At 39.6% G+C, this 25,429-nt stretch carries 17 protein-coding genes and 3 pseudogenes; 4 read left to right on the top strand and 16 right to left on the bottom strand.

Annotated elements, in window-relative coordinates; translation table 11 throughout:
* On the bottom strand, nt 1-210 hold a 210-nt coding region (locus tag H1P_RS03950; RefSeq protein WP_144864365.1), incomplete at its 3' end, for an Lrp/AsnC family transcriptional regulator.
* Nucleotides 211-326: 116 nt separating this feature from the next.
* On the opposite strand from H1P_RS03950, the gene H1P_RS03945 reads away from it, so the two are divergent.
* Complete coding sequence (locus H1P_RS03945) at nt 327-944, top strand: LysE family translocator (RefSeq protein ID WP_144864363.1); 618 nt, start codon at nt 327-329, stop codon at nt 942-944.
* On the opposite strand, the gene H1P_RS03940 is transcribed toward H1P_RS03945, so the two are convergent.
* The 3 genes from H1P_RS03940 to H1P_RS03930 all read right to left on the bottom strand — a co-directional run bounded on the left by H1P_RS03940 (nt 934) and on the right by H1P_RS03930 (nt 5,511).
* Entirely contained in the window at nt 934-1,797 is an 864-nt protein-coding gene (locus tag H1P_RS03940; RefSeq protein ID WP_144864361.1) for a cysteine peptidase family C39 domain-containing protein, read from the bottom strand. The two genes, H1P_RS03945 and H1P_RS03940, sit on opposite strands and share 11 nt — an antisense overlap.
* Before the next feature lie 211 nt (nt 1,798-2,008).
* Nucleotides 2,009-2,197, bottom strand: a complete 189-nt coding sequence (locus tag H1P_RS03935) for a PCP reductase family protein (protein ID WP_144864359.1) — start codon at nt 2,195-2,197, stop codon at nt 2,009-2,011.
* A gap of 176 nt (nt 2,198-2,373) precedes the next feature.
* Nucleotides 2,374-5,511: a cyclic nucleotide-binding domain-containing protein gene (locus H1P_RS03930; RefSeq protein ID WP_144864357.1), complete on the bottom strand. Its 3,138-nt coding sequence runs from the start codon at nt 5,509-5,511 to the stop codon at nt 2,374-2,376.
* 146 nt (nt 5,512-5,657) lie between these two features.
* On the opposite strand from H1P_RS03930, the gene H1P_RS38785 reads away from it, so the two are divergent.
* Nucleotides 5,658-5,783: a hypothetical protein gene (locus H1P_RS38785; protein ID WP_281291081.1), complete on the top strand. Its 126-nt coding sequence runs from the start codon at nt 5,658-5,660 to the stop codon at nt 5,781-5,783.
* On the opposite strand, the gene H1P_RS03925 is transcribed toward H1P_RS38785, so the two are convergent.
* The 5 genes and pseudogenes from H1P_RS03925 to H1P_RS03905 all read right to left on the bottom strand — a co-directional run bounded on the left by H1P_RS03925 (nt 5,762) and on the right by H1P_RS03905 (nt 10,945).
* Nucleotides 5,762-6,109 (bottom strand): Spy/CpxP family protein refolding chaperone, encoded by a 348-nt coding sequence (locus H1P_RS03925; RefSeq protein WP_144864355.1) that lies wholly within the window; start codon nt 6,107-6,109, stop codon nt 5,762-5,764. The genes H1P_RS38785 and H1P_RS03925 overlap by 22 nt on opposite strands.
* Nucleotides 6,110-6,184: 75 nt before the next feature.
* Nucleotides 6,185-7,237: pseudogene (locus tag H1P_RS03920) on the bottom strand (ISKra4 family transposase).
* A gap of 67 nt (nt 7,238-7,304) precedes the next feature.
* Nucleotides 7,305-7,595, bottom strand: a pseudogene (locus H1P_RS38075) (transposase); the annotation flags it as partial.
* A 197-nt stretch (nt 7,596-7,792) separates the two neighbouring features.
* Nucleotides 7,793-8,194 carry a response regulator gene (locus H1P_RS03910; protein WP_144864351.1) on the bottom strand — a complete coding sequence of 134 codons (402 nt, stop codon included), beginning with the start codon at nt 8,192-8,194 and terminating at the stop codon, nt 7,793-7,795.
* 99 nt (nt 8,195-8,293) lie between these two features.
* Nucleotides 8,294-10,945, bottom strand: coding sequence for an HWE histidine kinase domain-containing protein (locus tag H1P_RS03905; protein WP_144864349.1), 2,652 nt, complete (start codon nt 10,943-10,945; stop codon nt 8,294-8,296).
* Nucleotides 10,946-11,313: 368 nt separating this feature from the next.
* Here H1P_RS03905 and H1P_RS03900 point away from each other — a divergent pair, with 368 nt between their 5' ends.
* Both H1P_RS03900 and H1P_RS39780 read left to right on the top strand, forming a co-directional pair.
* The gene (locus H1P_RS03900) at nt 11,314-16,770 is read left to right on the top strand and encodes an EAL domain-containing protein (RefSeq protein ID WP_144864347.1); all 5,457 of its coding nucleotides are present in this window, start codon (nt 11,314-11,316) and stop codon (nt 16,768-16,770) included.
* Nucleotides 16,771-16,894: 124 nt separating this feature from the next.
* A pseudogene (locus H1P_RS39780) lies at nt 16,895-17,406 on the top strand (LuxR C-terminal-related transcriptional regulator); the annotation flags it as partial.
* 101 nt (nt 17,407-17,507) lie between these two features.
* On the opposite strand, the gene H1P_RS03885 reads toward H1P_RS39780, so the two are convergent.
* From H1P_RS03885 to H1P_RS03855, 7 genes are all read right to left on the bottom strand, one after another.
* Nucleotides 17,508-18,866 (bottom strand): MFS transporter, encoded by a 1,359-nt coding sequence (locus tag H1P_RS03885; RefSeq protein WP_144864345.1) that lies wholly within the window; start codon nt 18,864-18,866, stop codon nt 17,508-17,510.
* 408 nt (nt 18,867-19,274) lie between these two features.
* Entirely contained in the window at nt 19,275-19,418 is a 144-nt protein-coding gene (locus tag H1P_RS03880) for a TolB-like translocation protein (protein WP_186375823.1), read from the bottom strand.
* A gap of 27 nt (nt 19,419-19,445) precedes the next feature.
* Entirely contained in the window at nt 19,446-19,631 is a 186-nt protein-coding gene (locus H1P_RS03875) for a hypothetical protein (RefSeq protein WP_144864341.1), read from the bottom strand.
* A gap of 240 nt (nt 19,632-19,871) precedes the next feature.
* Nucleotides 19,872-21,035 (bottom strand): hypothetical protein, encoded by a 1,164-nt coding sequence (locus H1P_RS03870; RefSeq protein WP_144864340.1) that lies wholly within the window; start codon nt 21,033-21,035, stop codon nt 19,872-19,874.
* A gap of 409 nt (nt 21,036-21,444) precedes the next feature.
* Nucleotides 21,445-21,639 carry a hypothetical protein gene (locus tag H1P_RS03865; RefSeq protein ID WP_144864337.1) on the bottom strand — a complete coding sequence of 65 codons (195 nt, stop codon included), beginning with the start codon at nt 21,637-21,639 and terminating at the stop codon, nt 21,445-21,447.
* 77 nt (nt 21,640-21,716) lie between these two features.
* A complete protein-coding gene (locus H1P_RS03860) occupies nt 21,717-21,914 on the bottom strand; it encodes a hypothetical protein (RefSeq protein ID WP_144864335.1) in 198 nt (65 codons plus the stop codon).
* Between the two features lie 118 nt (nt 21,915-22,032).
* Nucleotides 22,033-25,311: an efflux RND transporter permease subunit gene (locus H1P_RS03855; protein ID WP_144864333.1), complete on the bottom strand. Its 3,279-nt coding sequence runs from the start codon at nt 25,309-25,311 to the stop codon at nt 22,033-22,035.
* Nucleotides 25,312-25,429 lie beyond the last annotated feature (118 nt).

Raw genomic sequence — 25,429 nt, 5'->3', positions numbered from 1 at the left:
GGGTAAGCCTATTTTTTCGGCATTAATTTCTACTCGATAACCTGTAATAATGCCTATTTCCTCCATTTTTCTGACTCTTTCTGCTACTGCTGGAGGTGAAAGACTTACTCGACGACCCAACTCAGCATAAGAGAGTCTGGCATCTTCTTGTAACGCTTGTAATAATTGCCAGCTAGTTTCATCTAATTTATTTTCATAATCAAAAGTCATAAAGCTTTTTTTATTTTGATAGTAAAGTAATTTTAGCTTTATGATTTGCTTTAAGTCTTTAAAATTGTTAAAAAGTTTTTTATTGTAAATACAATATAGAACGTTAAACCGATGAGATGGAAATTAATTTATTGCTACGTGGTTGGATTTTCGGTTTGGCGATAGCTGCACCAGTAGGACCTATAGGCGTACTTTGTATTCGTCAAACTTTGGCTTATGGTTGGTTTAGAGGTTTTATCTGTGGATTAGGGGCAGCTACGGCAGATGCGATATATGGCTGTATTGCTGGGTTTGGATTAACTTTTATTACTGATTTTCTGCTCGAACAAAAAATCTGGTTGCGATTAATTGGCGGTATTTTTCTTTGTTATTTAGGAGTAAAGACTTTTCTGACTCGGATTAAAACAGATGATGCTCAAGTTAAAAACGCGAATATGGTTGGTTTATATACCTCCACCTTATTACTCACCCTAACTAATCCTGCTACAATCCTCACTTTTGCTGCTATTTTCTCAGGAATGGGTTCGATCGCTACTCAAGGCAATTATGTCTCTTCAGTAATACTTGTCACGGGGATTTTTTTTGGTTCTGGATTTTGGTGGCTTTTATTGAGTATGAGCATGATTTTAGTTAAAGCAAAGTTAGCACTAACAAATTTAAAATGGATTAATCGGATTTCTGGAGTGGTCATTATAGTATTTGGCTTAATAGCTTTAGTTAGCATTAAGATTTAATAGTAATTGCTTCACCAAACCAGTAATCATCCATGTCTTTTATCGTTTTAATTTGTAAGCCATAATAGGGATTTCCTACAATCAATAATTGGTTTTTTTGATTAATAAATAGTAAAGCTACGGCATGAGAAAATCTAACTCCTTCATCATCTTTGTTTCTTTCTTTAACATGAAGTAATGCTGGTTGTTCTAACTCAAAAAGCTGTTTTATATTTAAGTTATGATGATATTCTGGATTCAATCCTAACTTTGCCATTGCCTTGATTTCTCGTAGAGTTGTTGTCCCAAAGCGATTAGTTTTTGTGTATTTAATAGCTTCTTTTTCAGTTAGTTGAGGGTGTTTTTCTGTGTAACGAGCTAAATTAGCGATCGCCGAAGGAGCGCAAGTGTAAAAGGTGGTTTGCATAACTACACCATTAGTGATTTTCGATTCATCTAATAGTCGCTCGACGGGCTGCATAAAATAACCAAGAATACTTAAAACAAAAGTAATTAAGGTAACTGCTGTGGCTAATTGATAAATTTTTGCTTGGTTATATCTACCATTTAATTCCAGAAATAACAATAATCCTAAAATGAAAAAGCCAGCTACAAAAATAACACGATGATACCAACCAGCTAAATAAATTAAGAGTAAAGAAGGTAATATTTGAGGTAATAATGGAGTTAAATTAAATTTATCGATAATAATTAAGATTATAAAAATAAAAGCGATCGCAATTATTAAGCTCACAAAAAATTTTTGATGTTTTAGCAAAGCATTGTCAGAAGTTACACCATCAGTAGCTAACTTTTTACCCCATAAACCACCAACAGCAAATGCAGTTACACTGAACAGACCCAGAATTAACATAAAAAAACTCAAGAAAAACTATTTATCAGCCTTTCTCTAGTATTAAGTTGTATTTGTCTATTGGCTGTGATTTGAGTAAATTCTCAACTAACTAAAAATTGTTAGTTATTAATTGCCCAACAATACCAAACGAAAATAAAAGTAAAATCCTGGGTACTATAGATAAAGAAATAATTTACGAACAGTCTCTTAGATCGGTGAGTTTCTCAAGCTATTGTCCAAATTCTATTCGAGCTTGTTCGACAATTGCTGGTGTTACTTCTTCTAGTTGAGCAGCACGGGCTAATTTTTCAATCTTTTGACGAGCTTGGGTACGAACAAAATAAGGAATTTTTTTGAGTTTTAATTGGGCTTCAGTTGTCCAAAAAAGCTCATCACTGTAATTGGGTTGATTAAGCATTATTTTCACTCTCCTTGGCTTCTTAATTCTTTGATTTTAGCGATATTTTTGCCTAATCATTTGATTCGCAAACTTTATTAATTTTTTCTGTTTTTGATGAGTGATTATGCTTATTAGGGGGGCGATGCCCCGCCCTACAGCACATATTGGGTAAAAATTCTCATAATGCGTAAATTCTATATGGATTTTTTTACTGATAAATATTTATCAGTTTCTCGGAGTCTTTGACTCAAAAAACGACATATTTCTAAAATAATATGGGGACGTTGAGAAATGAGATTGAGGAAGCGTTTCTTTTCTAGCTTGAGTAAAGTAGAGTTTTCTAGAGCCGTTGCCGTATCCCAACGCGGTGCATCATCAAAAATGGCGATTTCCCCAAAATATTGACCTTGAGCCACTTGTTTGATTTCCTGGGGTTGTGATTCCACTTGTTTAGTTAGTTTTACTCTACCTTCGGCAACAATATAAAAGTGAGAACCCCAACTACCTTCGGTATAAATGGTTTGATTGGTTAATACTTGTTCGGGAATCAGGGCTTTTTCTATGGCGAGTAATTCATCTAGGGAAAGGTTTTTAAAGAGAGAGACTTCTTTCAGCAGGAGTAAACGATTCATTAGAGTGTTATTGGGGGCTTGATTGGGAGTAAATAGGTCTTTAGCGATCGCTTGCACTACGGGATCGTTATCGCTTAAGGCGTTACTGGGTATGCTTGCAAGGGCGATTAAGGCACTAGATTTGAGCCAGCGATCGCTAGTTGCGAGAGCTTCTAAAAGAATTTTATAACCTTTGTTTTTGAGCCATTGAGCATCAGCCTTAATGGGGGTTATGGTGGCAGATTTTAACTGTTGCTCTAGGATAGGTATCAAAGGAACCACAAAACGACGTTGTTGCATTGAAGCGAGAACTTCCACTGCATTGGCAATATCTGTTTCATTTCGGCTAGCAAGAATTTGGTTGATTGAGTTAACCGTGCGAGAACGCCCTAAACAGGAGAGGATATAAAGTACTTTTTGAATTAGTCTTTGTTGATAATCTGCAACCGCAATTTTTAAGGGTTTCCAGGTAGCATCATCAGTGGGTATTTGTTGTCGCCATTTTTGGGTTCGGCTCAGTTGGGTAAAGTCGGGAGTTAGGTATTTATAAAGGATATCGGTAGCTTGTCTCGTACCTATTTTGCCAATAGCTGCGATCGCTGTATCGACCACATTGCGATCGCCAGATGCTAAACTTTCTCGTGCTAATAATAATCCTGCTTTGCCATAGGCTGCTAAAGAGCTAGCTATTTGTTGTCTGACTCTAGGATTGGTGTCGGCTAAACCCCATGTCAAGTCAGATAAAATTGATTCGCAGTGGCTCAGTTCAATAATTTTCCAGGCAGTAATTCTGATTGAGGGTTCAGAATGTTCGATGTATTCAGTAGCAATTTGGGCTAATTGTTCGTTACCCTGAGTTGCAAAGTTAGTTAAAGCTTTAAGAGTCTGGTATTTAAGTTCTTCTGAACCTTGTTCGAGTATTTTTGAAAGTAAAAAAATAGCTTGGGATTGATTACTCCAAGATACGGCTCTGATTAAGGATTTTTGTTCGCTGACAGTTAAGTTTGCTGGTTCAATTTCAGCAGCTAAAGTGGCAAGATCGCAATCTCTTACTATGGCGTAATAGTTATTCGTCACAGTAGCAGTAGTAGTAGTTGTCTTGGGGGAGGAAAACTCAATTTTGGGTTTTGGTAACGAGTAAGCCTTGTTAATTGCTAATTCCCAAGCAGTTATATAGGTAATAGCTGATTCTTCTGCTAATAGCTGTTTAAAGAGAATTTCTACTTCGCTAGCTGTTGCTAAGAGCTTAACGATGGCATCTCGAATTTCATCGTCAGCAGTTGCTAAAATTGGGCTAATTTCTGCGAAAAAATCGCTTAATTGCCCTAAATTACCCGCTAATTCCAATCCTTTAAGCTGGACATAGCGATCGCTACTAGTTAACATTTCCCTGATGGCATCTTGAGACTGGGAGGGTAATTGAATTCCTTCTCTGGCTAATTCATCTAGATCGATTGTATTCCCTCGAATCATCTGTTCTAAGCTTTGGGCGTAGTATTTTCCCATTGGGAAGCGCACTAACAGTAATAGCACCGTCAAACTAGCAGCTATCCAAGTAATTTGCACTAAAGAGAGATAATTATGAGCAACCCATAATACGATTCCTGCTAGGGTTAACCCCACAGCATAAATCAAGCCATCGCTTAAGGCTCGCACTCTCCCCCGAAACTCTGAAGGAATTGCATTGTAATTTAGTTGGTGGATTGGTAAATTGATTCCTTTATAAAGAGCATCTCCATTGATGTGTAAGCCAATAGCAGAAGGTAACTTAAAGTTGAGCAGCAAACCAGCAAAACTGAGTAAAGTTGTTACAGGATAAACTCCATTGAGATTCGCTACCCCACAAAATTGTAATAGAGGGCGAGTTACACCATAAAGCACTGCTACCTGTACCAAACTAATCACAATCCGCATCAAGCCTAAAAAGCTGGTTAACTCTTGCTCGCTAAAAGAATTACCGTAAATGTTAAACCAGAGAAACTCGGAACTAAGATAAATAATTACTAATAAAAAACTACTGCCAGCCAGCAACAACACCAAAGGGTATTCTTGGGTTAACTTAGGGAAATTTTTCACTGAAGCAATCAAGCTGGTTTTTTCTTTTGGTTTAACTAGATCTAACCGTGGTTGAGACTTTTCCAGATAGAGAATTTGACAAAAAGAGATCGCTAAAACCAGTGGTAAACCCCACAATAAATCCCTAGTTCGTAAATATTGCGACAACGCAATAGTCATACCACCCCCGATCAAAGTTCCCACAGCTTGAGCAATACCAATAAAAGGGGTATAACGCTTATACTCAAGACTTGTAAAATAATCTATGACCAAACTCGGATAAAGAATATTATTATAAAAATCCCACTGGAAAAAAACTGCGATTAACAACCCATAATAAACCGCAATCGAATCCAGATTGAGTAAGCAACGTAAACCAATAACGATCGCAATAGAAAATAGTAAAACGGAGCGAAACAGCTTAGGACGACTATAAAGATCGATCGCCGTAGAAAATAGCCCATAAGCGGGCATAGAACACAAACCAATTAGAATAAAAGCTAAAGGTAGCGAATTTGCGCCTACATAGTTAACAAACAAAGAATTTGCGATCGCCATAGACATGACGCTATAAGCCAAAATCGTCGTCGCTAACAATAGCAGTTGAATTAATAAACTCCCTTCCCTAGAAGATAAACCCCAGCGTCGGCTTAAAAAAGTAAACATCAAGTTATTAAAAAAATATAGATAAAAAAATTTGTTATTAATATAGTACTGTTCTATTTCTTAAGCTTATGCTTAAACAAGCCTACAAAATCGAATGTCGCATTATTTATTGCTTTTTAAGTGTATAAAAAAATTAAAAAATAGCTGTGAAGATAGATAAAATATCAACAAAAAGCGATCGCTATTCTCATAATGGTAAATCCTCCTTAATGCGATCGCTTATAGAAGATGGTTTTAATTATTCAACTTATCAGTTGCCTCTTCTTCCTTGATATTGTGACATTAATGTTGCCATTTGGGTACGTTGTTCGGGAGTTAAAACTTCTCTAACTTGCAGCATCATTTCAAAGCGACGATCTCCTAATTGTTGAGATAAATCTGGAATTTTTTGATGTTGTTGTCGTAATTGCTCAGAGGAAGCATCATCAGTAAAAAGCGATCTCGCCCAAGGCGAGGCGCGATGCGATCGCATTTGTGACCGATTTGCTTGCATTTCTTGATATAAAGTATCGTTTTCTGTGCGAGACTGTTCTCGGATAGCTTCAATTTGTTGAGACTGTTCGGAAGTAAGATCGAGTTGTTGTAGTAATGTTCCCATTGGGAGCAGGTCAAATTTGTCAGAACAAGAATACTATTAGGCGGAAAGAGAATTATTGAGATAAGCCCTAAAGGATTAGCTTCGCGTCACACATCGATGTTTTAAAACCTGTGGCACATTCTCGATTTTCCATTGCGCTCCTGAAATCTTTAGTCTTCTATCAATTTGTTTAACTGTTGATTCGACTGCCCCTGAAGCAACAGAACAGATATTTTCAGCTTGATAATATTCATAATTCACAATACGGTGACGATGATTTTGTAGATAAGTACAAAAATTCTGCGCTGCTTTCTTCTTCAAAGATGAGAATAAAGCTAGAGTTTCATCTACTTTTCCTTGCCATAGTAATTGTTTACCTTGAGCGATGCGCTTGAGTGAACCTCCTACTTTGTAAAGATTTTCAACTAAATGAAACCAGTCGAGAATCTGCCTTGTTTTTCCTTGAGGATTGAACTGGTTGATGAGATTCCAAATTCCTTGATGACCATCTCCCAAACAATTGAGGATTACGTCAAAAGACTGATGATTAACCCATCCAACCAGTTGTTCGTTCTCTTGAAACCATGCGATTCGGCATTGAGTATCGATGCAGACAGCTTCTTCTGTCTCGCCAAATACAAGCCTCTCCTTTGGTTTCTGTTCTCAAACGTACCTTGCCACCGTCTACACTAATTTCAGCTATTTTTGATTCACACTCAGAATCATTAAACTGATATCGATGAACTAATCTTTGCTGAGTTTTGCCTGAAACTTTCATTCCCGTGTAACGTGCTATGTCTTGTGCTGCATTTTCGTAGGATACATTGGCACTAGCTCTGAGGCAGCATTCGGTTAAATATGGACTAATTCTTTGATAAGGTTTGAGATTCAGAATTACACCTTGTTTTTCACTCAATCTTAGTTTTCCGAGGATACTTCTGACAGTTTTTTTCCGCCCTACATTTGTTCCTGTTCTTTTTTGGCTAAAAAAATGCCAATTTTAGGACTTATATGTTCGAGTATTTGTTCTCTAACTGTTTCCTCAATTTTAGCTAAAGTTTCTATTTGCTCTGGTTTAGCTTGCCTGTACAGAATTTGAGCGATCGCATTGATGTGTTCTGTTAGCTCTTTTTCTTCTTCAGGTGTCATTCATTTTCTTTTATAACTATGCTTGATTATAGCGTTAGTTCTTTTGTTCTAACGAAAGTGACCTGCTCCCTTTTCTGATTCTTGTCTGATTACGTTTATTTATGATTTCTAAACGACGCTCATTTATTTTTTCTACTGACCATTTTGATTCACTAAGAAAATGGTGAATATTACTCTATGAAGAACCAATTATATTTTCAGTAATTTGGGAAATATTTTTCCGTTTACTTTCCCCTAATAATCCCGCTAAATAACAACAAAATCCTTTTTTCTGACCTTTCGTTTGCCATAAATCATCAAACTTTATACACCATTTCTCAAAACATGGGGGTAAGGCTTCAAGGGTTATTTCTTTCATGGAAAGCGATCTCGAAGAGATCCGCTTCGCGGTGCGCGCAGTGCCAGTCGAAGGCCGATCGCAGTTCTAATTCAAGTAAAAGCAAGATATTTCAATCATTCTATCCTATTTTGTTGCTCGAATTCCGAAAGTCCAGTTAGAAGTTACATTTTAGACTTTTCGTACATCCTCTCAAATTTTTTGCAACACTACCCAAATTAGTCTAGACGCGCTAGTAACTTGTGAACTTCGTCTAAAAGTTTTTTTGGAGTGATTGGCTTATAGAGTGTCAGGTCAACTTTCATTGTCTTAGCAATCTCTAGTGCAGGAAGAAGATTGTAGCTGCTTGGTCGATAGCCACTAACACAGATAACAGGAATAGAGTGTTGGACTCTAGAGCGCAATTGGTTAACTAGAGTAAGCCCCCCTTCGGGCAGAAATTTTTCATTTTTCCGAATCATCATATCGGTAATAATCAAGTCAGGAAATATCTTGTCAGCCAACTGCAAGGCTTGGGAAACCGTTGCACTACAGTAAACGATATGGTTTTTAGCTTCTAGCAACTGTCGCCAATAAGCAGCTAAAGGAATATCATCTTCGCAAATAAGTATAGTTCCCATAGTATTCTCCGTTGTATTAGCTGGACGCACCGCGACTTATCTATAGGAAACAGGATTCTACGGTACTAATAAGATTAAGATCAAAAAATTGAATTAAAACTAAGTCTTTAGTATTCTATTAAGGGTGTCGATTATTTTTGCTGAATTTAAGGGTTTCTTAAGTAACGTTACAGATTTTAAATCATTTGGCAAAGTGAACTTGGAGTCATATCCCGTTGTAAATGCAAAGGGAATTTGCCGATTCTGGAGTTCATATGCCAGAGCAAAGCTGGTTTCGTGTTTAAGATCGATGTCTAACCAACAGATACGGTATTGATTTTGCTCCAGCAGTTCCAGCGCACGAGCAACGTTAGGTGCGGAGTCAACCTGCTCAAAGCCGAGTTTCTTTAGGGTATGTTCTAGCTCCATCGCAATCAGCATGCTATCCTCTACGAGCAGCGATGCCCCTTTTCTTAGATAGGGATTAACAGTTTTCTTAACCTGTTGAACTGAATCGTGCTGCTGGAGTTTTGGGTTAAGAGAAACCCACTCTAGTAAATCCTGGGGTAACCAGAAATCCGCTTCAACGCCTGTAGATAGGAAGCGCAAAGTTGCTTCTCCACCGAATTCGTAAGGAATCGCGCGTTCAAGCAACTCACAGCCAAAGCCTCGTTTTTGAGGTAGGTATACCCTGGGACCGTTAACTTCTCTCCAGTAAATGCTAGCTCCGCCATTCACTTGCTGCCAGTTCACTATAACCTTGCCCTCTGGAACGGACAAGGCTCCATATTTCACCGCATTGGAGACTAATTCATGGATGACCAAGATAAAGGTGGGGATAAAGTTACTACTTAGTTTGACCTTTGGTCCGTTGAGTTGAGCCTGCTTACCACACTCAAACTCATCAGATAAGTAAGGGCGGAGTTCGATAGTCAAAATATCCTCAAGATTGGGCCATTCTGTCCCCGAATGGCTTAGTAATTCATGGGCTAGCCCCAGTGCTGCAATGCGTTGCTCTAATACGTTGATATAGTCCGCAAGAGACGTTTGGGAGCGGCTGGTCTGGTTCACGACGGAGCGGATCAGAGCCAAAGTATTTTTGACTCGGTGCTTTAGCTCTGCAATCAGCAAGTTTTGTTGTTGCTGAAGAAACATAACGATCTCGTGATTCAGTGATGCCTTGAGTTCTAAAATGACAGCCAAATCATGACGACTCCAGGGGCGGCAGTGTCCTCGAACAATCTCTTGATACATCTCAAATGATCGCTGGGGAGAAAACTGGAACTCAGAATCCCTAGTATCCGTTGCAATGAGTTCTTGCTGGTCAGGATTCCCCGCCCACTTCACCTCACTACTCAGCTCATTCCTGAAGAAGACAAAATAATGGTTCGCATGATATTGCAGCAAAAAGAATCCACCACCTGCACTTTCGCCCCAGTCCACAGGGACTGACACACTGTCGGGGAGTGATTCTGTCCTAGATAGTTCTAGCAGTGCGAAGCTCTCAACGGTTACGATTCCAGTCTCGGAGTGGACTTTTTCCTGGAATGGCTGATGGTTAATCAAAGCCAGAATGGATGGCTCAGGGGGAACGTGGCCATAGGATGTGAAGATCTTTTGGTCAACCACAAAGGATAGACCATCAGCTTCAAGCAGCTTGCATAGTTGCGGCAGAACTTTGGACACAAGGGTTTGCCAGGATTGATTCAGGACTTTTTCTCGTTTGTTAGAAGTGTTAGAGGTTTGTTTTACCTGGGTAAAGGTTTGGGCGAGCACCCTGGCTGCTTGTTTACGGATATAGAAGTGCTCGGTAGTAATAGTTTGCTGCAATTGTAAGGAAAACAGCATTCCGCAGAGATCGAGTGCTGTCCGAAATTCTGAGGAGAGTAATCTTGGTTGAGTATGATGCAGTGCAAACAGCCCCCACAGTTTTTCCCCATTGGTAATTGCCAGGGTCATACTGCTCTGGACACCCATTCCACGTAAGTAATGCTGGGTATGGAAGGTGGAGGCACCGCGAATTTCAGCCAGAGAGAGGTCTAAGGGTTCTTCGTCAGAGTCCCAAGCTAACAGGGGAACGGGTGTCGCATCAATATCTGGAATCACCCGCAGCGAGGTTTTAAGGAAAAGCGATCTAGACAAGTCTGGAATATCGGTCGCAGGAAATCGCAACCCTAGAAAAGACTCCATGTCATTGGAGAGGGATTCTGCCACAACTTCCCCAGATCCATCCTGGAGAAACTGATAAGCCATAACCCTATCGAAGCCCGTTGTATTTCGCAACTCCTCAGTGATAGCAGCCAGAAGCATCTCTGAACTGTCCAAGCTTTGAAGCAGTGACATCATTCGGGGCATCAGGGTAGTGGGGCGTTCCAAAACCACAGACAAAGGCTCTATTTCAATCAGTGTGCGATGACCATTAAAATGAACGCTGACTTCAAAGTCTTTTCCCTGAATGTTATAAATATCAACTCGTTCCCGTCGAGTCTGAATCCAAGGCAATCCACAAGCACTCCGCAGTCTATGAATTAAATCCTCAGGCAACAACCTCTGCAAATCCTGCCCCAAGTAACTGGTTACATCTCCTTGGTCCTCCGTCAGACCCAACATGAGTGCTAAATTCGCTGACACATGGGTAATTTGCTCCAGATTTTCATCCGTTGCCAACAATGCTCCAAACAGCTGGATATGTCCCAGAATATGAACAGGTTCTTGGCAACACTGAGCAATGGCTCGATTCCAGAGGGATTCTGATGTTACATTCGATGACATGTCAATTCACACATTTATTTATAGAATTCAAAGCCAAAACCAGAGCGGTTTACCCGATCAATGTAGGCTTTGAGGCAGGCTTTAGTCCCATCAAAGCTTTTGATTAGAAATATATTCTTTAATAGTATCAGAAGACATTTCTGCTTATCTTCTACCAAATATTTTTAGATTCTCTTTGCGAATTACCGCTTAAAATGATCCATAGTAATCACTTTTGGACTTACACTCAAGGAAAATGTGATTAATTGAGAAGTATTGATACATTACTTTGACTAACTTTATCTACTCTAGTAACCAACGTCTATTCACGAGTAAATAAAACGTTTGCTCGTGAATACACTCCTCCAATAATCATCAACCTTTCAATTATGCCAAGTAGTGACACAGCAAAACCATTGGTCAAAATTTTAGACAGAAACTTTGTTGTCGCGATTGGAGCTTCAGCTGGAGGTTTACAAGCACTAGAGGCTTTCTTCAGCAGCTTACCCCAGGAGCCTGGAGCTTCTTTTGTCGTGGTGCAACACCTGTCTCCAGACTTTCCAAGTTTGATGGTTGAGCTGTTGCAACGTCGTACCAAATTATCGGTCTGTTTGATTGAAAATGAGATGACTCTGGCGTTGAACACGGTGTATGTTATTCCGCCTGGATACATGGTGAGCCTACAAGGGCAACAATTATTGTTGGAAGAGCGTCACGCAGGGACGATTGATTATCAGATTGACTTCTTCTTTTTAAGTTTGGTTCGGGAGTGGGGAGAACGCACTATCGGCATTTTGCTTTCTGGGACTGGACGGGATGGTACAGAAGGGTTGAAAGCCATTAGTCGAGCTGGAGGGATTGCCCTCGTCCAGTCCCAGGAAACGGCTCAGTTTGGGGCTATGCCCAATAGTCCAGTCAGTTCTGGTCTGGTGGATGAAATTCTCTCTCCCGAAGAACTCGCTCGATCGGTCTACGATATTATTCGCTATAGCATTACCCAAGCTTCCTTAAGTTCTGAAGAGAAATCGCTGCTCCCGACAGAGCAACTAGACAAAATTTTGAACCTGCTACAGCAGCAGGAAAATATCGACTTTTCCCAATACAAACTAGGCACATTACATCGGCGGATTGTCCATCGATTACTGTTATCCAAGGCCAAAACAGTTGAGCAATATATTAAGCACCTGAGTAACACCCCCGATGAAGTCAAACACCTTTGTCAGGATTTACTGATCGGTGCAACGCGCTTCTTTCGAGATCCCGATATGTGGTCTTTGCTGCAAACAAACGTATTACCACCTTTAATTGAAGCCCTAAAACCAGGTCAACCCCTGCGAATATGGTCAGCAGCCTGTTCTACAGGGGAAGAAGCTTATTCTCTGGTCATTGCAGCGGATGAGGTTATGCGACAGATGGGGAAAAAGCATATCATCAAGTTATTTGCTACAGATGTTGACCAGGAAGCTTTGCTGATTGCCTCTGGGGGGCTTTATCCAGAAGCGATCGCCTGTGATGTTGGGTCAGAACGACTGGCTCGCTATTTTAACGAGGAACCCACTGGCTACCGAATCAAAAAAATTATTCGCTCTAAGGTGGTGTTTGCCTCCCAAGATCTCACCAAAAATCCTGGATTTTCTCAAATTCATCTGGTGAGTTGCCGCAACTTGCTGATTTACATGAAGACCAATTTGCAGGAACAGGTGCTGAAACTCCTTCACTTTTCTCTGACTGCCAAGGGCGTTTTAATTTTGGGTCCATCAGAGCATTTGGGTACTCTCTCCCATGCCTTTGAATGCATTGACTCTCAATGGAATCTCTATCACAAACGCCAGGATGTGAAGCTCTCGGTCAGTCGTGTCATAAAAAAGCCGTTTCTGCAATTACCTCGGTTAGCTAAATCCGTTAAGCCCCCTGTTTCTTCCTATGAACATTTACTTACCAATTTATTGGCACTACGCTTTGGTGAGCGTCCAACCACCTGTGTGTTGGTGGATGAAAACTATCAGATTCTCCATCTTTTTATGAATACGGCTCAATTGCTAGAGTTTCCGTTGGGAGTCATCAGCACCTACATTTTGGATATTGTGCCAAGGGAACTCAGGCTTCCGTTAAGTACTGCCTTACATCGGACTAATCGAGAGCAAAAAAATGTGCTGTATAGCGACATTCAGATATCGGATTTAGAAAAAAACCAACGGATTAATCTCTGGGTTGGGAGAACTAAATATGATTCAAAACATATAGATGGAATATTTATTGTGATCTTGGAATTGGTGGATCTGCTTGAATCGGAAACAAGCTTACCCAATTTTGAGTATGACCCCGATTCAGATTTATCTCGGGAATTTCGAGAACTTGAGTTTGATCTCCAGCAAACCCGCGAGAATCTTCAAAGCAGCATTGAAGAACTGGAAATGGCCAACGAAGAACAACAGGCTACGAATGAGGAATTGCTGACCTCTAATGAAGAACTCCAAAGTACTAATGAAGAACTGCAATCGGTTAATGAAGAACTTTATACGGTCAATGCTGAAAATCAGCAACGTATTGAGCAACTCATAGAACTCGGTACTGACATTGATAATCTTTTACAAAGTACGGATATTGGGGTGGTGTTTCTGGATCGGGAATTGAATATCCGAAAATTCACCCCTGCTGCTGCCCAAGTCTTTAATTTTCGTTTTGGTGACGCTGGTCGTCCTCTAGATGAATTGGTCAATCACCTGGATATTGACAAATTGATACCTATGATTCAGCAGGTTGCCCAGACCCAAACTCCCCAAGAAACTGAGGCTAAGAATTTAAAGACGGGCGATCAGCTTTTGCTGCGGATTTTGCCCTATAGCCTAGAGGATGAATCAACAGATGGTATTGTTCTGACCTTGATTGTCATCAACGATCTCAAACAGGTACAAGCTCAGCTACTTCAAAGCAACCAGCTTTTGGAAGAGATCTATAGTACTAGTCCTGTGGGTCTCTGCGTTCTGGATCAGGACTTGCGATTTGTTCGGGTCAACCAAGTTCTCGCCGATATCGACCACCGCAGTATTGAGGAACATCTAAACCAACCCTTATCCGAGATTCTACCTGAAATTAGTGACATTATTAGTACCCACTGTCAACAGGTGATGAATACGGGGCAAACCGTTACTAATATAGAAATCAATCGACAAGTTTCTTATCTCCCATCTGGCGAAATTTCCTGGATTTTCAACTTCTTTCCTGTGAAATTAGACAGCAAGCAGGTGGGAGTGGGAATAATTGTCACGGATATAACCGAGCAACAATTAGTACGGTCTGAACTCCAAGAAAGCAAAGCGTTCCTACAGCAGATTGCGGATACTAGCCCAGCCACGTTGACCATTTTTGACCTGTCCACTAGCAGCATAGTTTATACCAACTTAGGAGTTGAATGTCTCATTGGTTATACCCCTGAAGAGATTTATGAAATGGGTCATAACGTCCTTGAATGTTTAATACACCCAGATGACCTTGAATCGTTTCAAGACCATTTAAACCAGGTCGCTGAAAATCAAAACGGCGAAATTCTGACCGCGAGGTTCCAGATGCTGCAAAAAGATGGAACGGCGCGTTGTGTGTATCAGCAGACACGGCTCTTTACCAACAATGGTGAGGAGATTCCTTCACAATGCTTAGGCGTAATCACAGATATTACGGAGTTGGTTGAAGCCCAAAAGGTGCTTCAGCACAACAACAACCTGCTTCGTAACACCCTGAACAGCACGTCTATCGTTTTGTTTAACCAGGACTTAGATTTGCGGTACACATGGGTACACAACCCCATTCCAGGATTTTCCATAGATGATATGCTGGGTCACCGAGATCGGGATCTTCTCCCGCTCGAAAAAGCCGAGCACCCGATCGCTCTGAAACGGGAGGTTTTAGATACTGGGGAAACGATCCACCACGAAATCACACTGGACATAGATGATACCGTCCAACATTTTGATATGACCTATGCTCCTCGGTACAACTCAAATCAGGAGATTGTGGGTCTAACAGGTGTGGGAATCGACATTACCCACATCAAGCAAAGCAAAGAAAAACTTCAAAACACCACAAAACGCCTGGAATATGCGCAGCAGATAGCCCACATTGGTGATTGGGAATATGACCCAGAAATCGATCGAGTGATGTGGTCTGTTGAAACGTTTCGGATTACAGGGTTTGACCCGACTAGAGGAGAACCTTCCCTCAGAGAAATTTTTAGTATTATTCACGAGGACGATAGGCTTAAGGTAACCGATCTTCTGAGTCAACTGTCCTTAATACAAAATCGAGGGGAGTCAATGGATTCTCTGGAGTCCATAAGTTCAGGGAATCAGAGTATTGAGCAGACCTCGTTCAACATGGATATTCGCATTTATCCGAGAGGAGAAGACACCCTTCGCCATATTCATATCATCGCTTGTTTTTCTAACCAAGAGTATGGGCGAAGGGTTCCGTTATTTGGCACCATTATGGATATTACTGAGCAAAAACAGCTCCAAGAAGATCTGCAACGTCAGGTCTTTTTCGATCCTTTAACCGAGTTAACTAATCGAGCCTTTTTTTTGGAGCATCTAAAAATGGCAGTGGGGCGAGCGAGTCGCGATCCATCCCGAAAATTCGCGGTGTTGTACCTGGATGTTGATGACTTTAAAGATATTAACGATACTCTGGGACATGCTACGGGTGATGAATTGCTTACAATCGTTGCCGAGCGGTTGGAGGATTCGACTCGTCCTGGCGATATTGTGTCTCGTTTAGGGGGGGATGAGTTTGCCATTCTCTTAGAAAGGTCTGATAACTCCGAAATAGCTATGGACGTAGCCTTTCGCATTCAATCGATCATCTCTAAACCTATTTCTCTCTCTTCTACTCAATTATCCGTAACTATAAGTATTGGTATTGCCTTTCATCCTCCAGAAATTCCCTATAAAAGCGCAACTTCGGTTCTAGAAAATGCGGACATTGCTATGTATCAGGCAAAACGTCGAGGACCAGGAAATATTGAACTGTTTCGTAACGAGATGCGGTCTGAGCGGTTTAATCAGTTGGACTTAAAAGGTGCTATCCAGCAAGCCATTGAGCAGGAACAATTTGTGTTGCATTACCAACCCCTGGTTGATTTATCGTCGCGATCGCTTATGGGATTTGAAGTACTAGTTCGTTGGCAACATCCACAACGAGGTTTACTAGCCCCTCTCGATTTTTTACCCATAGCTCAGGCATCGCATTTGATGCCCAAACTCGAAAACTTTATTATCAAACAAGCCTGCCAACAACTCAGCTATTGGCAACAAGAGTTCGATCTTAGTCCAAGCTTTCGACTCCATGTCAATATTTCTCCTGACTTCTTAAAACATTCCAGCTTTATCAATAACCTCCGCGTCATTTTAAGCGAATCTGCCATTCAGACCCAATACCTCTGTTTAGAGTTAACAGAAAACTCATTTATTGGCTATAGCAGTTTAGTAGATAGCCTCATGGTGGAGTTAAAAAAATTGGGCGTGAGCATTTCATTGGATGATTTTGGTACAGGTTATTCTTCGCTGTCCTACCTGCATCGCCTTCCCATTGACCTGATCAAAATCGATCAGTCGTTCATCCAATCATTGGACACAGATTCATCTTTAATGAGCATTACGAAAGGCATTAGTGACCTTGCTCGTCAAATTGGCATTGAGGTCATCGCTGAAGGGATTGAAACCGTAGAACAATTAAAATGTCTACAAAATTTTGATTGTCCATACGGACAAGGATATTGGTTTTCCCATCCTGTTCCTCCAGAAGCGGCAGAGCAAATTCTCGAAAATTCTCAGTTTTTAGACAACAAGTTCTAGTACTTACGGTTCGCTCATTTTTTCCGAAGTTAGAAAAATTAGAGCTGTTCGCGATTGGCTTGCGCGAATAATGTCAGTAGAGCGAAAAATTATTTGCAATCAGACAGGCGATCGCTAAAATTGAGTCTTAACCACTTTTGATGATGATGAATACGTTATTCAAGCAATGGCTTGTGGTGCAAAAGGTTATTTACTCAAAGATACTCCTTCAGTCGAACTAGCTCAGGCAATTAGGGCAGTGAACAAAGGTTATACTCAAATGGGTCCCAATACTGTTCGGTTAGTATCTCAAGTTATTTTGTCCGTCCCCTAAATCCCCCAATCCTGGGGGACTTTCACAAATATAACTCCCTCAAAGTTGGGGGCTGGGGGGCTTAACCGAACGGTATTGAAATGGGTCCAGGATTATTTGAAAAGACTCTTTCCTCTAACTCTCAGATTCCTGCAACCATACCATCAGAATTAGCTGAATTAACCTCTAGAGAAACAGAAGTCTTGCAACTCATTGCTCAAGGTTATAACAACCGAGAAATTGCAGCAGAATTGTATATCACTGAGCGTACTGTTAAAAATCACATCAATAGTATTTTACGTCGCCTTAATGTACGCGATCACGAAGTGCCAGGCTTCGCCTGATCGCACTCAAGCTGCTATTTTCGCTAACAAGTATCGTAATTCCCAATAGAAACCATTATTGAACAACGTAAAGAAATTAATTGGAATGACTAGATCGAACATTAATCATCATTAGATTCAATAAACTGAGTTAATATGGCAGCCACGATTAAAAATACACCACCTACTAATACCGCAAGTAAACAATTATCATCCAGAAAATGACTCATAACCCAACCAAAGCCAAGAGCGATCGCAATTTCTGGTAAAACAATATAGAAATTAAAAATACCCTGATAGATTCCCCGTCGTTGTGGAGGAATGCTGCTACTTAACATCGCATAGGGCATAGTTAACATACTAGACCAAGCAATACCCCAACCCAACATTACAACTAGCAAGAAATACTGGTTAGGAATCACCCAAATAGTAATTAAACTAATACCACCACAGAGCAAGCATATTCCATGAATTAGCGATCTCTCAAAGCGTTTAGCTAAACGAGGTAACAAAAAAGAAAACCCAATACAAACCCCGTTATATAGAGCAAAACATAAACCCGCCCATTCAATACCATTACTGTATAAAGCAGAATGGCGACTCACTGCACCAAAAACATCATGAGCCACTGCGGGAGGAAAATAGAGGAAAAAACAAAAAGCACCCAACCAACTGCAAAATTGTACTCTTGCCAATTGTTTCATCTTAGGAGGAATCTCCTGTAGCGTTTCCCATGTTTCCTGAAGACTGTTTAAAATACCTCCTCGCGTTTCCTGTAACTGCTCGAATTTTGCTTCATTTTGGGGTGGATACTCAGGAGTTGTTACCACAGTCCATAAAATTGTCCCCAAAAACACAACTGCGCCCGCATAAAAAGAAATTTCTATAGTCAGAGGAATGAGATGCGATGGATAACTAAGATTATTAACCGCAAAAAAGTGATTTAAAATCCAGGGAAGAGTCGAAGCTGCGATCGCTCCTATCCCTACCATAACACTTTGTAGCGCAAATCCCACAGTCCGTTGCTCTATGGGTAATAAATCTCCGACAAAAGCCCGAAAAGGTACCATGCTCATGTTATTGCTAGTATCTAGCAGCCACAACAAACCAGCAGCACCCAACAAAGTAGAACATCTTGGCATTAAAACTAATGCTATGAAAGCTAAAATTGCACCTAATAAAAAATAAGGTCTTCTTCTACCGATAACAGTCCAGGTATAATCGCTTAAATTGCCAATAATCGGTTGCACGATCAAACCAGTTACAGGCGCAGCCAGCCACAACAAAGGCAATTGGTGAGCATTTGCGCCCAAGTATTCAAAAATGGCACTCATATTCGCCATCTGTAAACCCCAGCCAAACTGAATTCCCAAAAAACCCAAATTCATATTCCACAATTGCCAAAAATTGAGTTTCTCGCGAACTAGATTTTGAGGTTTTTCTGCTGCAATAATTTCGGTTAATTCTTTTTGATTTTGCATCCTAAAATTTATTTAACAAAAGATAATACAATGATGTTTCTCAAAAGCCATACTAATTCGCTAAATTTGCTTGTTTTGCAGCTAATTTAGTGATTAAATCCTTAAAAATTATTTTGCTTAAATCAACTGCAATTATTAACAATTCGTTGAATAACAAAAATTGGAATATGATAACTTTGGGAAAATTTCTCGTTCTCCCCATCTCCCTTACCCTATAATAAAACACCCTTAAGTAGAAAAGAGAGATTGAAGACTTTTAAGGGTATATTTTTCGTAATTAAATTATTTAATGATTTATATAATCAGGTTAAGAATTAACACAATAATGTATTGAATTTTACAAAGTATTACAGAGATGTCTCTCCATCAACTGTGAGTAAGTTGCTGTAAATTACCAGTAGCTCGATCTCAAACCCAAAGAGTTACGTTTCCTCTCTTGGTAGATAACATCGCTAACCGTTTGCCATCGGGCGACCAAGCAGAATACCAATAACGAAAATCTTTTTTTCTTCCATTAGTAAGATTAATAGGCTCAGATGTTACTAAATCCACCAATCCAATATCAGCGCGATCGTTTCCCTAAAGAAAAACTTGCTTATGGTTTTTGGTAGTTGCTTTGGCTCTTTGAACTACGTGTGCTAACATTTTACCATCTGGTGAAAGAGTATACGCCCCGCCAAAATAGCGTCCGATTTGTTCGAGATTAAATAAATCTTCTACTTGTAATAATTTTGATGAGATTATTCTTGAGAAATTAAGCAGCAAAAATTTCAGTAAAATCTAAAATAAATCCGGGTAATATCAATTTGATAAATGGAAAGCTACACATAAATTCAATCCAAAGGTAGGTGGGTATTGCACTAAAGTACTAGCTTTGCGTCGCCCACCCTAAAACTCATCTGTTACATTCTTGCTTCCAATTGGTATAATACATTTTCTCCTGATAGAGTGTGTATAGTGCATGGTGCAAAAAAAATTAGTATTTTTAGCCAAAGAATTTAACCGCTACTCAAAACCATCAACTTCGCAAGCGAGTTGATGATATGTGTCTAAGCAAATTTTTTTGGCTATGGGTTTAACTTCTTCGAGAAGTGCATCTTGGACATTGTTTATAGTGATGCCAGTGTAACGCTTCCAAGTAGGCAAAGAGTGTCCTAATTTTATTTCGACTTTTGTTTGCAAATGACCCAGATTAACTTGATTAGTTATTTTATCAGCAATCAAGGGTAAAAATAAATTATTTTCTTCTATATTAGCTTGAGTCAAAAAATTAGCTTTAACTTGTGCTAAAAACTGATAACATTCTTGTAAAATCTCAATATACATTTGATTATTTTTGATTAGACTATTCAAAACTTGATTAGCCAAAAAATATGTCTCTGCTTTAATTTTAAATTTATATGAATTTAATAACGACTGCTTAGCTATGGATAAATTATTGTGTAATTTACATAAATCATTTTGATTATCTTGGTACCGAATAGCGGACAAAAATCTTTTGTAGGTTCGTAAACAAGCATTTTCTTTGTCTAAATATTTTTCTTTTTCTTTTTGATATTCATTTTCCAAACTGAGCAAAAAGCTGTTAATTTCTTGAAAGAAATATAAACTGTTTTGAACTGATGCTATCTTCCAAAAAGAAACTAAATTATTAAATCTATCGTTTAATTCTCTGTGTAAATTTTGATAGTTAGTCTTTAAAGTAAGATGACATCCACATGATTTAGTGCCTGTATACAATTTATCTAGGTAATTTTCTGCCTTTTCAAATAGACTAATTATAGAATCACTATTATTATAATTAAAACTGTATACTTTATACAATTCCTCCATTCTTAACTCGATTTCTTGAAATAAATCTCCTATTTTTTTTGAGTTAGATTTTTGCAAAAAATTGAGTATATCCAACTCATTTTGCTTAGATGAATCAGCATCATTCTTTATTCTTAAGCCTAAAAATTTGAGAGCTTTTTGAATATCAATGGGATATTTTACTCGTTCAAGCCAATAGTCAATTGCTCGAATAGCTAGTAGATGACTCAAAAAGTTGACTGTACTTTTTGGTTTCTGCTTATTTTTAGAAATTTCTACTACCCTGAGATTATTTGATTCAGATTTTTGTTGATTAGAACTTAAATTTTCTATTTGGAGTTTTTTTGGTACACTCATAAAAATAAGGAGGTAAAAAGCTTAATTTTTAATAATAAATGTTATCTACAAAAAATTCATTTAAGAGCGACAATCTCTCTAAACCAATGAAATCTGCAGAATAATTAAAGCCATCATTTCATCCATTCTTAGAGCTAACTTTTGTCGCTAATTAATTGTTACTTTAACTAGATTTATCCTAGTGTTGTTTCTCATTATGTCGCTAAAATAAAGTGTTTTATACTAATTACTTTCTTTTTCGAGTTTCATCCTTTCTTTCTTCTTCAGACATTTTGGACTCAATTTGGGTGCGTTTGCCCTGATTCTTTTGCCTTGGCGATTGCATAGCTTTGCTTTTAGCTCGCAGTCGAATCTGAGCATCGATCGACCGTTGGACGAAAAATTTATAAAAGCATATATTAGCGATCGATTATTTACAGCGTGAACCTTTGGTTAGATAAGCAAAAATAAATGTAGTTAAAAGCATCATGGCTAGAGAATAAAAGTAATTGATGCTGGCAGCAGTCATTACTATTACTAGAAAAATTAGATATTTACGAGGAAAAATAGCGGTCTTATCTAGCCACTTTCTCTCTTTTTGGGAACAAAAATTGAGTTTTAACATGGCAATTATTGATTTTTTGCTTTCAATCTGTTTATCTCTTTTACACTCATACTTACACTCCGCACCACAAAGACTGTTTAATCGGTTTCTTCTCGTTCTCGATTCTGCTGCATTGCTTCGTAGCCAACACCAACGGCAAAACCTAAACCAGAGCCAGCTATAATCGCAATTGGTTGTCGAGATTCTTTTTCCGCAATATGGGCAACTATCAATCCTAATAAAGCACCAGCTAAAGCTGTCATAATTCCTGAAAAAACTAACATTCTTATATTCATAACTAAAGTAGAAATTATAAAAAAACAAACGAATAAATTAGTATCAAAGCTGTTAGAAAGAATAAACCATTATTCATCCAATCGTTGAAATTCCATTCTTTAAACATTTTGTTAATTATTAATTTTTAATTGTTGATTGTTTTTTTTCAGTCTCTGAAGGAACTTTTGTTAGCGTTCCATTATTATGATGATTCGCATTCTCTCGTCCTTGAGTTCCACCGTCTTTCTTCCTGTCTCTTTTTAAGAAAGATTGTTCAAAGTTTTTGATTACAATATAAAGAATAGGGACAAAGATCAGACTCAAAGCAGTTGCCACTAACATTCCGCCGAACACCGCCGTTCCTAAAGACCAACGACTGACTGCACCAGCACCACTAGCAATTAAGAGAGGCATAAAACCGACTAAAGTAGAAATCGCAGTCATTAAAATTGCTCTAAATCGCTGTTCGGATGCAAAAATAGAGGCTTTTTCAATACTCATACCCAAATCGCGGTTTTGATTGGCAAATTCCACAATGAGAATCGCATTTTTACTTGCCATACCAATTAGCATCACCAAACCTACCTGAGCATAAATGTTGTTGTTGAGAACGGGCCACACTCCACCAGCCTGTAAAAAAGTTGCTCTCAGCCAAATTCCACCCAATGCACCCAGGATAGCTAGGGGAACGGTGAGCATAATAATTAGAGGATCGATATAGCTTTCGTATTGTGCTGCTAGCACCAGAAAAACCATCACAAAAGCGAGACCAAATACTAGAGGTGCAGCTCCGCCAGCAGTTTTTTCTTCGGCTGCGGTATTGGTCCATTCGTAACCAAAACCTGGTTGTAAAGTCGCTTCTGCTACTTCCTCCATCGCCGTAATTACCTGTCCCGAACTATAACCAGGTGTGGGAGCAACAATAACTCTAATTGCTGGATAAACGTTGTAGTTGCTAACAATAGGCGGATAAGAAATTTGTTGAACATTGATGAGACTGCTGAGCCGAATTAATTCCCCATCACGAGAGCGCACAGAAAGACGGTTAATATCATCTGGATTGGAGCGTCTCTCAGCTTCTGCTTGAGCATACACTCGATAAAGTCTGCCATCTAAGACAAATTGATTGACAAAGTTTGAACCAAGATAGGTTTGCAGGGTATTGAGAATTTCGCTGATATCGACATTTTGGGCGTTGGCCTGATTGCGGTTGATATCGGCCTCTAGCATCGGACTATCAAAGGTAAAGGTAGTGAATGCAAAGGCAATTTCGGGTCTTTCGTTAGCAGCAGCAATTACCTGTTGAGTATTGCTCATTAGGGTTTCCATTCCCCTACCCTGACGGTCTTGGATATAAATTTCCGAACCACCAAAGTTACTCAAGCCGTCTACGGGAGGAGCATTAACGGCAATGACACTCGCGCCATCAATATGTTGTTGAAACTGCTGATTGATTCGCTGTAGCAGCCCAAACACCGAGCTAGAATCCCCTAGTCTTTGATTCCAAGGATGAAGCTTGACAAACATAACTCCTTTATTACTATTTTGACCGTCAAAAGAAAATCCTGAAAATGCCAAAGAATGCTCCACTTCCTCATATTCCATAATCATCTCGGCTGCTTGCTGAGTAATGTTATGAGTGTAGTTCAAGGAAACACCAGGAGGAGCCTCGACTAGCACAAAGAAATAGCCTTGGTCTTCTTCAGGTACGAATCCTTGAGGCAAACTGGTATATGTCCAACCCGTCAGCACTAAACCACCAATAAAGATTGCGATGACAAAAAGCTTTATGTTGGTGAGAAATTCAATCAGACTTCGATAGCGTTCTTTCAACCAGTCAAAACTTCTGTTAAATCTAGGAAATAACCAGCCCAAAGGTCCTTTTACGGGTTGCGTCCGACGCAGAAATACTCCTGACATACTGGGAGAAAAAGTCAAGGCATTAAAGGTGGAAAAGACTACAGCAAAAGCGATAGTGAGGGCAAACTGCTTGTAAACAATCCCTGTTGTACCAGGGAAGAAAGTGACGGGGATAAACACCGCCATCAAGACCACAGAAGTAGAAATTACCGCCCCGACCAACTCTTCCATTGCATCTAAAGCTGCCTGCACAGGACGCATCCCCTGAGAAAGCTTGGCTGATACTGCTTCGACGATCACAATCCCGTCATCTACTACCAAACCCGTTGCCAGTACACAAGCAAATAGGGTTAGCTGATTGAGGGTGAATCCTAATGCTTGTAGTGCAATCATCGCTCCAATTAAGGCTACAGGAATAGCGATCGCTGGAATCAGGGTAGTACGCCAGTCTTGAAGAAAAATAAAGATAATTAAGACAACCAGTCCAATTGCCTGTACCAAGGTAACTACCAAGTCTTGCAAAGAAGAATTGATAAACAGAGTATTATCATGAGCAATTTCTGCTTTTAAACCCCTGGGAAAATCTGCCTCTAATTCTGCCATTTTTGCTTTAACTAACTCGGCAGTATTCAGTGCATTTGTACCAGGAAGCTGATAGATAAGTAATCCGACCGCAGGGGCTTCCCCATCAAATATGGATTTGGTAAAATAATCTTCTACTCCTAATTCGGCTCGTCCGACATCTTTAATCTTAATCAGCGTACCGTCGCTTTGGGCTTGTACTACTAGGCTTTCTGCTTCTTCGACAGTGGTAAATCTACCGTTGACTCTTAAGGGTAATTCGTACTGCTGTGCGATTGGTACTGGTTGTCTGCCCACACCCCCCGCACCGACTTCAAAGTTTTGGTTTTGAATCGCACCAACTACATCGCTTGCTGTTAATCCCCTAGCAGCCAATTTATTGGGATCGAGCCAAATTCGCATCGAATAACTAGCTGAACCAAATGCACTGAGACTTCCTACTCCTTCAATTTTTCTGAGTTCGTTCCATAAATAGCGATTGACATAGTTATAGATAAACACAGGGTCATAATAGTATTCGCCATTTTCATCTTTTTCTGAAGAAAAAGCATAAGCCAGAGTAATACTAGGAGATTGTTTCTCTGTAGTTACTCCCGTGGCGAGAACACTTTGAGGTAAATTTGATTGTGCCTGAGCAACTCTGTTTTGCACCAGTACCTGAGCAATATTGGTATCTTTCTCTACAGGAAAAGACACATTGATCGTGGCATTACCGTTATTATCGGTGTTGGAGTTAATCCATCTGACATCTTCTGTACCATTGATTTCTCTTTCTAATACAGTAGTGACATTATCTACGGTAGTTCTAGCATCTGCGCCTACATAGTTAGCACTCACTGTGATTTGCTTGGGAGCAATTTGAGGCAGTTTATCTAAAGGCAACAATGCGATGCAGATAACGCCCAACAACACAATTACAATTGTACAGACGGTAGTGAGAACGGGGCGTTTAATAAATGGGGTTGAGATGGACATTTCTTCAAAGTAGTTAGTAGTTAATGGGTAGAGACTTCTTATTTCGCGTCTTTACAGTAGTTAGTAGAAAATTATGATAAATAATGTTATTGCCATACTTTCTGCTTGCTACTTGTCT

It is taken from the genome of Hyella patelloides LEGE 07179, assembly GCF_900659865.1.
Lineage (GTDB): Bacteria > Cyanobacteriota > Cyanobacteriia > Cyanobacteriales > Xenococcaceae > Hyella > Hyella patelloides.
This window is presented reverse-complemented; position numbering and strand designations above follow the sequence as displayed.